Source organism: Streptomyces sp. NPDC032822, from assembly GCF_055578825.1.
The window spans coordinates 1-12,123 of record NZ_JBVIOL010000043.1 but is presented as its reverse complement, the minus strand read 5'-3'; the positions used below and the strand labels follow the sequence as shown (position 1 = coordinate 12,123).

The 12,123-nt window shown below is 67.5% G+C and carries 9 protein-coding genes and 4 pseudogenes; 9 read left to right on the top strand and 4 right to left on the bottom strand.

The window, feature by feature from the left end; genetic code table 11:
• Nucleotides 1-122: 122 nt before the first annotated feature.
• Entirely contained in the window at nt 123-683 is a 561-nt protein-coding gene (locus ACZ5VD_RS43630) for a GNAT family N-acetyltransferase (protein ID WP_468686038.1), read from the top strand.
• A 43-nt stretch (nt 684-726) separates the two neighbouring features.
• Here the strand turns inward: ACZ5VD_RS43630 and ACZ5VD_RS43625 are convergent, their stop codons facing one another.
• The gene (locus tag ACZ5VD_RS43625; RefSeq protein WP_468686037.1) at nt 727-1,107 is read right to left on the bottom strand and encodes a toxin Doc; all 381 of its coding nucleotides are present in this window, start codon (nt 1,105-1,107) and stop codon (nt 727-729) included.
• A 3-nt stretch (nt 1,108-1,110) separates the two neighbouring features.
• On the bottom strand, nt 1,111-1,350 hold the full coding sequence (locus ACZ5VD_RS43620) for an antitoxin MazE7 (RefSeq protein ID WP_468686035.1): 240 nt from the start codon (nt 1,348-1,350) through the stop codon (nt 1,111-1,113).
• 191 nt (nt 1,351-1,541) lie between these two features.
• Between ACZ5VD_RS43620 and ACZ5VD_RS43615 the strand changes: the two are divergent.
• The 4 genes and pseudogenes from ACZ5VD_RS43615 to ACZ5VD_RS43600 all read left to right on the top strand — a co-directional run bounded on the left by ACZ5VD_RS43615 (nt 1,542) and on the right by ACZ5VD_RS43600 (nt 7,789).
• Nucleotides 1,542-2,433, top strand: a pseudogene (locus ACZ5VD_RS43615) (MerR family transcriptional regulator).
• Nucleotides 2,434-2,813: 380 nt separating this feature from the next.
• Complete coding sequence (locus ACZ5VD_RS43610; RefSeq protein WP_468686034.1) at nt 2,814-4,412, top strand: ATP-binding SpoIIE family protein phosphatase; 1,599 nt, start codon at nt 2,814-2,816, stop codon at nt 4,410-4,412.
• A 108-nt stretch (nt 4,413-4,520) separates the two neighbouring features.
• On the top strand, nt 4,521-5,033 hold the full coding sequence (locus tag ACZ5VD_RS43605) for a hypothetical protein (RefSeq protein WP_468554622.1): 513 nt from the start codon (nt 4,521-4,523) through the stop codon (nt 5,031-5,033).
• 1,244 nt (nt 5,034-6,277) lie between these two features.
• On the top strand, nt 6,278-7,789 hold the full coding sequence (locus tag ACZ5VD_RS43600; RefSeq protein WP_468686032.1) for a pyridoxal phosphate-dependent decarboxylase family protein: 1,512 nt from the start codon (nt 6,278-6,280) through the stop codon (nt 7,787-7,789).
• Between the two features lie 739 nt (nt 7,790-8,528).
• On the opposite strand, the pseudogene ACZ5VD_RS43595 reads toward ACZ5VD_RS43600, so the two are convergent.
• Nucleotides 8,529-8,742, bottom strand: a pseudogene (locus ACZ5VD_RS43595) (SDR family NAD(P)-dependent oxidoreductase); the annotation flags it as partial.
• A 65-nt stretch (nt 8,743-8,807) separates the two neighbouring features.
• Here ACZ5VD_RS43595 and ACZ5VD_RS43590 point away from each other — a divergent pair.
• The 4 genes and pseudogenes from ACZ5VD_RS43590 to ACZ5VD_RS43575 all read left to right on the top strand — a co-directional run.
• Nucleotides 8,808-9,143, top strand: coding sequence for a hypothetical protein (locus ACZ5VD_RS43590; protein ID WP_468686030.1), 336 nt, complete (start codon nt 8,808-8,810; stop codon nt 9,141-9,143).
• A 283-nt stretch (nt 9,144-9,426) separates the two neighbouring features.
• The gene (locus tag ACZ5VD_RS43585) at nt 9,427-9,732 is read left to right on the top strand and encodes a transposase (protein ID WP_468686029.1); all 306 of its coding nucleotides are present in this window, start codon (nt 9,427-9,429) and stop codon (nt 9,730-9,732) included.
• A 63-nt stretch (nt 9,733-9,795) separates the two neighbouring features.
• Nucleotides 9,796-10,416, top strand: a complete 621-nt coding sequence (locus tag ACZ5VD_RS43580; protein WP_468686028.1) for an IS3 family transposase — start codon at nt 9,796-9,798, stop codon at nt 10,414-10,416.
• Between the two features lie 353 nt (nt 10,417-10,769).
• Nucleotides 10,770-10,868 (top strand): annotated as a pseudogene (locus ACZ5VD_RS43575) (IS5/IS1182 family transposase); the annotation flags it as partial.
• A 19-nt stretch (nt 10,869-10,887) separates the two neighbouring features.
• Here ACZ5VD_RS43575 and ACZ5VD_RS43570 read toward each other — a convergent pair.
• Nucleotides 10,888-12,123, bottom strand: a pseudogene (locus tag ACZ5VD_RS43570) (hypothetical protein); the annotation flags it as partial.

The window sequence follows — 12,123 nt, the reverse complement described above, 5'->3', positions numbered from 1 at the left end:
TGACCTTCGATCAAGATCAGGTTGGTCAGAAGACCACGAAGTGGGTCAGTTTTGATCCGCCGTCAGAGGGTCACGATTCACCCGTCGCCGACACGCGGAGATGCAACGATAAGGTGCCTGGAATGTATCCGGTCGGACGTTCAAGTCAGCGCCTCTGCCTGCGAGAACTCGCCACGGATGACGTTGATGCTGTCTGCGCCATCTACGGCAGCGCACAGGCGACTGCGCACCTGTCGTTCGAGCCGCGCACCCGCGAACAGGTTCGCCAGATCATCACCAGTTCTATGGCCTCCGCCAAGGCAGACCCACGAAGCGAGTACTCGGTCGCCGTCGTGGAACTGAGCACAAACCACGTGATCGGGTCCGGCCGGCTTGCTCTGGACCCGCACCAGCAGCGCGCGGCGACGATGGGCTTCGCGCTGCGTCCGGAATACTGGGGTGTTGGCTACGGCCTCGAAACGGTGCGGCTCCTGCTCGGACTGGGCTTCAACGGGCTTGAATTGCACCGAATTTGGGGTGCCCGATCCCCACTTAATGAGGCCTCCGCGAAGACCATGACGGCCGCAGGCATGGTCGAAGAGGGCACCATCCGCGGGCACATCCAAAAGGCCGGACTGTGGCGTGACTCTGTCGTACACGCCATCCTCGCGGATGAATGGGCCGCGGTCTCCCAACCCGGCTAACGGTCTCGCACAGTCAGTGGGCGCTTAGCGTGGACCCCTGACGTCAAGAGACCCGCAGCGACCGGAGCCGTTCAGCGATCTCGTACGAGTCCAGCCGCAGAGTACGAATGTCGGCGATCAGCTCGCGCCAGACCTCGAACTTCGCGTCCACCTGCTCCCCGTGCATCCCGAGGTAGGCCAGGGCCACGCCGTACCCGTACAGCTCGTTGCGGGCCGGCAGCGGGCGCAGGACTACGCACTCCTCCAGCATGACCGCTGCACGCCAGAAGGCGTCAGGGTTGTGCTGGTCGTGACGGGGCGGGTCGACCTTGTGCCGGGCGGCCAGGCCAACGAAGACGGAGTAGTCGTTGACCGCGAGGTCGTCCAGCAGCTCCGCCTGGCGCTCCAGGAACCACCGGTAGTCGACGTAGTACTCGGCAGGCACAGGTCAGGCCGCCCGCGCGGCGGTCTGGGCCGGCGCGGGACCGCCGTATTCGGCGTCGAACGCGGCGACCGTCTCCGGGTTGCGGGTGACCTGCCGGAAGATCTCCGCGCCTTCGGCCAGCGCGCGCTCGAGCCGCTTCTCCTCCGCCACCTGCGCCAGGTAGGCGTCCAGCGGCAGCCCCGCCGCATCGGCCAGGTCCTGCAGCGCGTCCGCGGTGGTGTCGTCGATCTCGATGCCAGCCATGCATCGAGTATGCCGCGTAACAGCACCCCAGGACCACTCACCTGGAAATATGGCGCTGACCTGCGCGTTTATTGATCGGTCCCGGCGGCAGCCAGGGCCTGGCTCCGGTGGCACCTGGTTGGTGTTGTTGCACATGCCGTAGCGGCATGTGGTGGGGTCGGGGCACCACAGCACGAAAGGCTCTGTCTGCGATGTATCCCTCCCTCACGCCTCCCCGGCAGGTCAAGATCGGTGATGCCGCTGCGTTCGCCGGGATCACCCCACGCGCCATCCGCCATTACCACGAGATCGGTCTGCTGCCGGAGCCCGAGCGCGGCGGGGACGGCCGCCGCCGTTACGGCTATGGCGACATGACCCGCCTGCTGTGGATCCGCAAGATGGCTGATGCCGGTATCAGCCTGGACGACATGCGGGCCGCCTTCGGCGAAGCCCGGGTCGAAGCTGGAGACGAAGCCCTGGACCAGGCCCCGGATATCGAGTCGGTCCTGAGCAGGCTGGAGGAAACCTTGGCGGCGCAGGAGGCCGCCGTCAAACGTCGGCGCGCGGCTGTCCACCGCCTGCAGGCGGTGGACAGCCCGCTGGGGCTGCATCTCCGAACTGGTCACGGACCGGCTCAGCCACCTGCCCCCGGGCGCGTTGCGCCCCTCCGATCTGGACGCCCTGCTGGTCACAGAACGGATCTTCGGGCCGCTGGGCGCCGCCATCCAGGCCAGCGCGTTCATCGTGCTGGCCACCCACCCCGACCTGCGGGCCGAGGAGGACCGTCTTGAGGCGGCCGAGGCCGCCCTCGACGACGGCGTCGAACCCGACGACCCGCGCGTCGAAGAGCTCGCCGTACAGCGATGCGCTCACCAAATGGCCCTGAATCAGGCCATCGAGGCAGCTGGTCTCGACGCGGCCGAGGAGGAGATCTTCGAGATCTACGACGCCGACCTGAAAGGGGAGGAGGGCAAAGAGATGAGTGCCGCCACAGCGATCACCAAGATGCCTTACGACTTCTCTCCTGCCCGGATGCGCTGCGTGGAACTCGCCGGACGGCTCGTCGGCGAGGCCCTCGCCGACGCCCACTCCACGGACAGCTGATTGCCTGTGCCTGGCACTGACGTGGCCCGACAACCGGTCGCGTTCATCCGCATGTGACCGATCGGGTCAGACGTCGAGCCCGGGCCGTGACCAAGAGTGACATCACAACTGGCCGTACGTGGGGATTCCGAACTGGCCGCTGACACGGGGCCAGGGAAGTCGTTCACAGCCACCCAGGGCACGGGAGAGACGGCCGCGATGGTGTTCTGTGCCGCGTACAGGTCGGCCGGCTCGTTCCCTTGCCCTGAGGGCCGACTTCCCGGCGTCCTTATCGGTAGGGAAACGTCACAGATGGGCACTTGGCGACAAGACACCCTGGCCGGGCTCCCTTAATGCTGAGATGTCCCATGGAATCAGGTAGGCGCGCGGCACGTCCCCGTATGGTCTCCGTTGCTGAGGAACCGTTTCGCGCGTTGCTGGAGGCGGCTCCCGACGCGATGGTGATCGTGGATGACGCCGGGGTGATTCGGCTGGTCAACGCCCAGACCGAAGCCTTGTTCGGTCATCCTCGCGACGAACTGCTCGGCCAGCCCATCGAGATGCTGGTTCCGCAGCGCTTCCGTGCCCAGCACCCGGGCCATCGCATGGGCTACTCCGGCAACCAGCAGGTGCGCCCGATGGGTGCCGGTCTGGATCTGTACGGGCTGCGCCGGGACGGAGGCGAGTTCCCGGTCGAGATCAGCCTCAGCCCGCTGGAAACCCCCGACGGCACCCTGGTCTCCGCCGCCATCCGTGATGTCAGCGAACGCAAGCGGGCCGAGGTCCAGCTCGCCGAGCTCTACGAAGAGCAACGGCACGTCGCCCTGACCCTGCAACGCAGCCTGATGGGCTCACCCGCCCCCCTGCCCGGCATGGACACCTCCAGCCGCTACTTCCCCGCACGCCAGGGACCCGGCGTGGGCGGGGACTGGTTCGACCTGATCGCCCTGGGCGGCGGCCGCATGGGCGTGCTGATCGGCGACGTCATGGGCCGTGGCCTGGAGGCCGCCGCCGTCATGGGCCAACTGCGCTCCGCCTCCCACGCCCTGGCCAAGACCGGCATGCCTCCCTGGCAGCTGATGCGGGCCCTGGACACAGTCGTCAGCGAGCTTCCCGACCAGCTCGTCACCTGCTGCTACCTGGTCCTGGACCCCGACGAGAGCGTCGTGACCGTGTGCTCCGCCGGACACCTGCCGGTGCTGGTGGTGGACCCCACCGGACAGGTGCGCAGGCTCCCGGTCTCGGTCAGCGTGCCCCTGGGGGTCGGCGAGGTACCCCACCAGGAGACCCGGCTGACCGTGCCTCCGGCCTCCGTGCTCGCCCTGTACACCGACGGCCTCGTGGAAACCCCCACCAGCGACATCGAACTGCAGATCGACGCCCTCGCCATAGCCCTGGAGAAGGCCGTCGCCGACACGTCCTGCCTGGAGCGGGCCGCCGACTCCGTGCTCACCGCCCTGCTGCCCGACCCGCAGGACTACAGCGACGACGTGACCCTGCTGCTCGCCCGCATTCCCGCCACTTCGCAGACCGCCGCGTCCGCGTCCCTGTCCGCGCAGCCAGTCAGTGTGGGGGAGGGGCGCCGCTTTCTGCGTCGCACTCTGCACGAGTGGCACTGTGAGGATCTCACCGACACGGCCTGCCTGCTCGCCTCCGAACTGCTGGCCAACTCCGTGCGCCACGCATGCGACCCGCTGCGGCTGCGAGTGCGCCGCACCAGGGACGAACTCCACATCGAGGTCTGCGACGGCAGCCCCGTCCTGCCCCGCGCCAGGGCCACGGGCCCCGACGAGGAGTCGGGCCGCGGACTGATCCTGCTCGACCAACTCGCCTCCGCCTGGGGCACCCTGCCCACCCTGGATGGCAAAGCCGTCTGGTTCTCGCTCCCCCTGCCCGCCTCCGCCCACTCCCCGGCAACGAACAGACCGGGCGGCGCGGTCGGGCCCGATACTGCGAAGGTCCCGTCAGAGGGCGCCGCACGGCACGCGGAAGGTGCGTGACCCTGAGAAACCGCACTGAACAACGAACAAACCCCGAGCCATCAGCCCCCAGAGTGAGACTCCGGCGCCGGACCCGCAGCACCCGTCTGCAGTCCTACTGGGAGAACCATGGATACGGCACTCGGCGTTATAGCCAGCCTTCTCGGTGTCCTCGTCGGCGCCTCCCTGGCCCGACGGGCAGCCGATAGCCAACGGCGGCTCAATTTCACCTTTGACCTTCACCGGGAATACAACAGTTCGGACATGATACGCGCACGTCACGATGCGGCAGAACTCCTCAGAAGCCATCCTGAACTGGACTACCGGCAGCTCAGGGACCAGCTGGGCTACGACCGCGCGGCCGACCTGGACCAGGTGATCTACTTTTTCCAAAGGCTATGGATTGCTGTTGAATACGGATCCGTTCAAAAGAGATACATATCCCGCCTTTTCGGGGATTCTTTCTCCTGGTGGTACGAGCAGACCTTTCGCACCATGCTCGTTCCCACGGCAACCGAAATGGGTGCCGATATCGACGCCTTGCAGCGTTGGATGATCGACCATTCCACCGAGGAACAACGCCGGTCCTGGCGGGGCGCCAATCTCGACGCCTGGAGGAGACGTGATACCGGAACGTCGTAACAAAACGCGCGAAGCCCGGAACACGGGGCGCCTCGCCAGCCCCAAGGCTCGTGTCCAGATCCCAACCGTGGGGCACAAGGCGGCGGCCGCCGTTCATGCCGGCCGCCGCGTGCCCCTTCCAGGTGACCCGCCTCCCCCGACAAGCCACTGGAGCACTCCCTCCAGGCGGCCGAGGCCGTGGTCCAGCCCGGCCTCGAAGTCGCCCCGAGGGACAGGCCGGGCTGTCGGCGGCTTCCCGCGGGAGGGGAAGGCAAGCCCGGCGCTTGTGGGTGCGCCGCAGGCTCACTCTTCTGCGGGATAGGTCCTCGCCAGTGCGTCGGAGACGCGGAGAACTGCCTTCACCCTAGGACGTTGCGACGGAGCCGAGCCTTCGCGCTCCGGAACTGTTACGCACCCCGGCCTCAGGCTCTTCCCGGCGGCCGGAGTCGCCATGCGCCGACTCACGGCGTCTCCGGCCCCTGTCCTCCCGGGCGTTTCACACCGGGGGCAGCTCCCGCCGACCCCCGGGCACCGGTGAGGACGCGCGGGCGCGAGGACCCCGCGCAGGGACAGACACGCGGCCTCGCGTTAACGGCCGCCGCCGAGGCCAAACCTCCGGCAGTGACCGTGTCACTCAACGAACAGTCCCTGCTGAGCAGTTCGACTACCCGCCTCTGGCACTCATTTCCCACGAACATACTGCGAGCCGCCTCGCACGGCACCTCTACATCCCACACCGATGAACGTTCTCCCAGAAAACCCCCGCCAGTACGAGCCGGCATGGCTCCCGGATCTTGCGATCGAAACACAAGCACCCAGGCATCCATGGGCTCGCGGCTGCGGGTTTGTGGAAGGACTGCGTCCATCAGCCCGAGCGTGATCTGCGGCACGACGACGAGTGGGGCAACGCGCACTGGTACTGCTACGGCAGCCTTCTCGAAGCACAGGCGTTCCTCGACACCGTGATGCACGGCCATGTTGTCAGTGGCCGCCGGATCTTCCCGGCTGGTGGCCAGCATGGTACGGGCTGGTGGCCACGTCGGCTCCGGGTGGACGGCCATCAGGTGACAGTGTGTGGTCAGCGTCGGTTGCCTCCGGGGCGCTGGGGCGAGGAACCTCCGAGCCTCGTCGCCGACCTCCGGTTCGTCGGGCTCCGGAATCAGATCGGTGGATTCGTCCTGGCCGGGACCGTTACTGACCCAGACAGCAGTCGTTCTGGATCACGGCCATCCGGCCGAGTCCCTGAACGAAGGCACGATCCTCCGATGTCGGCAACACCAAAGACCAGCCGCACGCCCCGCACGCACGCGGCCCCGCTCCAGTCCGGTGGCGGCACCGGGCCGCTGACAGTGCACCCGAAGGTATTCCGCGATGAGTTGGCAGCGGCGGCGGACTGGGTCGCCACCTACCTCGGGCAGATCAACGAGCACCCGGTGGCCCGACCCATCCCGCCGGCGCACCGGCAGTCCCTGGCAGCCGGGATGCTGCCGCAGGAGGGCCAACATCTCAGTGCCCTGCTGGAGTTCGTCGACCAGGCGATCGCCCCGTACCCGACCGGCAACGGCCATCCCGCCTTCTTCGCCTGGATCAACTCGCCGCCGTCCCCTGCCGGAGTGATCGCCGAACTGCTGGCCACCGCGGTCAACGCGACCTGCGGCATGGGCGAGCACGCCCTGATGGACCTCGAACGCGGAGTGGTGCGCGACCTGGCATCGCTGGCCGGCATGTCACCGACCACCGGCGGCGTACTCACCAGCGGCGGCTCGATGGCCAACCTGCTCTGCCTGGGCGCCGCCCGCACCTGGTTCCTGCACCGTCACGGCGCCACCGACGGCCCCGCCTACGACCAGGCCCATGCACGCTTGACCGCCTACCACAGCGACCAGGCCCACATGTCGGTCGCCAAGGCCGCCGCCGTGATCGGCCTGCCGCCGTGGCGGCTGCGCGCGGTGCCCACCACGGCGGAGCGGCGCATGGACGTCGAAGCCCTGCAGTCGATGATCGACGCCGACCACGCGAGCGGCCTGCTGCCGTTCTGCGTCGTGTCCAACCTCGGCAGCACCGCCAGCGGCGCCGTCGACCCGATCGAGGCAATCACCCAGGTGTGCCGCCGCCAGGGCCTGTGGCACCACGCCGACGGCGCCTGGGGCGGACTCGGCGCCCTCGTCCCCGAACTGGCCCCTCTCTACCAGGGCGTCGCCGACCTAGACTCCCTCACCATCGACCCCCACAAGACCCTGTCCGTCCCGGTCGGCTGCGGCGCCGCCCTCGTCACCGAACCCACCAGGCTGCGCGACGCGTTCACCTTCCGCGCCTCCTACCTCGACGGCGACCAGGACTGGCCCTGGATGTCCGACTACACGATCGAGCTCACCCGGCCCGGCACCCGCGCCCTCACCCTCTGGGCCACCCTGCGCCAGCTCGGCCGCTCCGGCGTGATCGCCCTCCTCCAGCACTATCAGGACCTCGCCCAGTACCTGCGCCAACGCGTCCAGGACCACCCCGGACTGAAACTGTGCGCTGACGGCCCGCTGCCGGTCGTCTGCTTCCGCCTGGCCGACGGCCCCGACGCAGAACGTCCGGACGCGCGAGCCGATCTGCACACGGCGGTCGCCGCACACGTCCAGGCCCGCGGCCATGCCTACCTCGCCACCGTCTGCCACGACGGCGAAACGGTCCTCCGCGCCTGCGTCTGCAACTACCTCACCACCACCGACGACGTGGACACCCTCCTCCACGAGGTCCAGGCCGCAGCCGACCACCTCCGGAACGACTGACCCGCGACACCCCACATCCGAACACCAGATTCGGTCACGCTGCGTTAAGCAATTCCAAGAACCCCCTGGTGGCCACCGACCTGGACTTTCCCATGGCCACCAACACATGTCGCCACGAAGGGCCCGCGAACTTCGAAAGGCCGTCAGCCGGTCTGACGCCGTCCGGAGCCTTCCGTCCCCCCGCCCTGCGACGCGGGCGGGGGGACAAAGACAAGCTGAGGTCGGACCACACACGGCCTACATCATGCCCGCCACCACCGCGACAGCCACGGTGAGCGCGGCAACTGCGACTATGGCTGCCCGGCAGGTCCCAGACGGCAGCGGACCGGTGATGTCTTCACACTCCACAGCACCGCGCTGATCCTCGGACTCGAGGTCCAGCCAGTAGGCCCCCAGTAAGGCGGCACAGGGCACAGCGTCGTCACCGCGATCATCCACGATCTGGCTAACGACTGATCAAGGAATCAGAAACAGCTCAGCCCTGTGAACTCACGCCGGTGGGGCGCGGCACGACGGCGGTCACCGTCTTGCCCGCCGCATGGACGTCGACCCGCACGTCCGCCGACAACTCCTGCATCAGATGCCAGCCGAACCCGCCCGGCTTGCTGACATGCCCGTTGCGACCCCCGTCGCCTATGCCCTGGCAGGAGTTGAGGCAGTGTCAGTGGCTGGCCGGCCCCGTGTCAGTGAGACAGGGCCGAATTCCTGATAGACCCGCCTCGGAAGGCGGGGTGCAGGGTGGGGTCATCGCGTTCGTTACCCGTACATCCCCGAACACGTTCGTCTCCAGGACTGTGCGCAGGACGTCGAGGTCGAGGGTCGTGGGGTCCGTCCTCGAACCGGCCGGAGATTCCTGCGTTGTTGACGAGGACGTTGAGTTGCCCGGCTTCTTTCTCGATGCTCGCCGCTGCTGCGGCGACACTGTTGTCGGAGGTGACATCGAGGGCGACTCCGATTTCGCTGGATCCTGCCCCGGTGTTCGGTCTGCACCCGCACGTTTGTCGGTATCGTGCCGTTCATGAGTCAAGGTTCAACGACGGGTGTCGAGGCGTTGCTTGGAGAGGAGATCCTCCCGCTCGCGGCCAGGACGTTCGTCGTGACGTTCACAGGCGTCGGACTGGGGCGCTGGCAAGCCCGGAACGTGGTGGACAAAGAGATCTTCCGTCAGTTCGGGAAGCCGAGCAGAGGCGATGCCCATCACGCCTACCAGGCGGTGATTCTTCAGATCGTCCTGATCTGGGAGCAGGCACGGGTCGCGGCACGGGCCTCCACTGGCGGTCTGATCCTGCTCCCCGACGGCGTCCGGCTGCTCGGCGCCGCGGATGCAGTCGACGAACTGCGCGCCCTGCTCTGACGTCTCCCACGCGCGCCGCCCAACAGTCTCCCCGACGCGGGAACCTCGGCCGGTTCAGGTGACCGCCGGTACGGGCCGCCGGCGCGGCCGTCCGGTCCCTGCTTGCCGAGCCCGGACGCCGAGAACCCGACAGGCCATCCCCGAAGCCGTCTTCCACGAGCGAATCTGCACCGTGTCCTTGCCGCGGCTGTACGGGTTGAGGGGGTGACACGTGCATGAAGCTTCCCCTTGATGCTGGACACCTGGAGACTGGGACATGAGGTTCCAGAGGAAGTAGTGCCAGGTGGGAAGTAAGAGCAACCGCAGCAGGCGGTACTCGGAGGAGTTCAAGCGCGACGCAGTCGCGCTGGTCCGGTCCTCCAGCAAGACCGTCACCGAGGTGGCTCGCGAGATCGGGGTCAGCGCCGAAGGGCTGCGGAACTGGGTCAAGCAGGACACGATCGACCGCGGGCAGGGGTCGCCGGGTGAGCTGACGAGCGCGGAGCGGGAAGAGCTGAGCCGGCTGCGGCGCCAAAACCGAGAGCAGGCCGAGACGATCGAGGTGCTGCGAAAAGCGGCGGTCTTCTTCGCGAAGGAGAGCCATCGATGAGCGAGGTGTACGCGTTCATCGAGGCGGAGAAGACCACCCACCCTGCTGTGCCGGCTGCTGAAGGTGGCCCGGTCTTCCTTCTACGCCGGGCTGGCCGGCGAGCCGGCCAGCGCCGCCCGCCGGGCCGCCGACGACGCCCTGGCCCACGAGATCACCGTGTTGCACATCGCCTCCCGGTGCACCTACGGAGTGCCGCGCATCCATGCCGAGTTGCGCAGGCTGGACCGGCGGGTCAACCGCAAGCGAGTGGAGCGGATCATGCGTGAGCGCGACATCACCGGGGTCACCCGGCGCAAGCGCCGGTCGCTGACCCGTCCAGCGAAGAAGGCGGTGCCCGCTCACGACCTGGTCGGCCGCGACTTCACGGCCGCCGACCCGGGGCGGAAACTGGTCGGTGACATCACCTACATCCCCACCGACGAGGGCTGGCTCTATCTCGCGAGCCAACTGCGCCACCTGCGGCGGCAGACAGCTGTCCAGCGAGTCGACGTCGTCGCACAGTCGCGCCCTCAACCCGTGCAGGCATGCCTTGGCTCTGCGGGTCGTCCACGGGGGTCTGCGCCTACTCGGACTGCTGCGGCCCCGGTCGTGCCGCATCCGGTTCACCGGCGCCCGCATCGCCTCGTACGAGAGCGCCTCACCTACCAGGCCCGCCACATGCGGGACGGAACAGATACGGGCTGAGCGTGGCGACGGTCGTGCCCAGGGGCGGGTTGGCGTGGATGTGCAGCACGTCGGCGACGTGTGCGTCTGCCATCCGGACCATGGACGCTCCGATGAGACCGGCGCCGGGGAAGATCTTTGGCCGGGGTCAGTGCCGGAAGTGAAAGAGCCTGGACCAACAGGGAGGGCGGAGAGCCCGGCGAGGCGTGAACACGGCTGAAAAGGAGGCCAGACCGCTCCGCAGCCCAAGTTCAACAGGTAGCCGCGCTGACTTGCAACGACGCCCAATGCGCTCCGAAAAACCGGCAAAGGCGTTCCCGGGCCCAATTGAGGAGAGCCCCTGACCTGCGGCTTAGTAATTTTCCGCAAGGCCCCTGCAGGGCTGGCGTCTCCTACGGAAGCTCCGCTGCAGCACCAACCGCATCACAGCGATCGTCCAGGCCGTCCTCGTCCTTCACCACTCGTCAGCGTGAGGTTGGAAAAGCTCAGTCCTTATGGCGAGTGAGTGTGGTGAGTGAGGGTGTGCCATCGTCGTTCGAAGTCGTGGGTTTCTGCGGCGAGGTACGAAAGGGTGACGGGCTGGTTGTACTGGGTGGTGATCCCTCGCTGGGCGCAGGACTGCGCTACGTCTGTGGGCGCTGGCGTTTGGGTGTGCCGGCGGTGTTCGGCCCAGACGTTGTAGATCCGCCAGCGGACGAAGTGGCGGCGCAGGTTGCCCGGGCTGATGGGTTTGCCGCCACGGCCGAGCAGTCCCCTCTGAGCGCAGTAGGCCGACAGTTGTTCGTCGCTGGGCTCGTTGCCCTTTTGGCTTTGGTACTCCATCCATGCGAGGTAGTACCGGTCGGACGCGTTGAGGCTGCCGCTCGTCACTGATGGCTGCGATTGTGTATCGGCTGTGGTGTCTTGCCGACGGCTTGGCGGTTCATTCGCGGCCGGTCTGGGAGTCCCGGCGGGCGCTGATGTTGGTGTGTCCGCCGTTCCGAGCGTCTCGGTGGCGTGGTAGGCCACAGTGGCGGTGCTGGGGAACATAGTCGGAGAGCCGTCGAGTGCGTGTTCTCTGAAGGTCTTGTCGGAGCCCGCTGTGTCTGTGCGGTCAGAAGGTCCTCCGCTGCTCGCCTGTGTGTCCACGTGTGCTGTCGGGATCGCAGACTCGGCACCAAGGTTTCCTTGCAGTTCGTAATCCTGGCCTCGTTGGGCATGGTCGTGCCAGGCCGCCACGGTTTGCTGCTGTTCCTTGGGGTCATGGGGTTCTGCTGCGGGAGACGCAGGGCGCTTCTGCAGGAGCAGAGGATGCGCCTGCTCTGCAGTGAGCGGTTCGCCGGTATCGGTGGACATGTTGTACCGGTCACGGAGCCACAACGCCCACTGCCCCGGCGTTGGTTCGAGGTGGAACTGTGCGAGGAACTCCTGGTAGGCCCGGGCGAACCCTCCGGCATGATCCTCGTCTGAGACCGGTTGAGCGGGACGCAACAAAAGTTGGGCGGGTGATGCCGGTGACGCTCCATGCTCTCTTCCTTCTGTCTGCGCCGTATTCTGCTCACCCTCGGTCTCCGTCGCGGGCCCGGAACCTGTCACCTCTGCCGGTACAGATGTCTGGAGCGCTGGGTACAGGGCCGGCGCGTTGATGCCTGCTGCTGCCAGGCCCGCGGGGGCGGTCTGGGCGAGGGGGACGCCGTAGCGGGCGAGTCGCAGGGGCATCAGGGACTCGACGGGGGCCTTGCGGCGCCA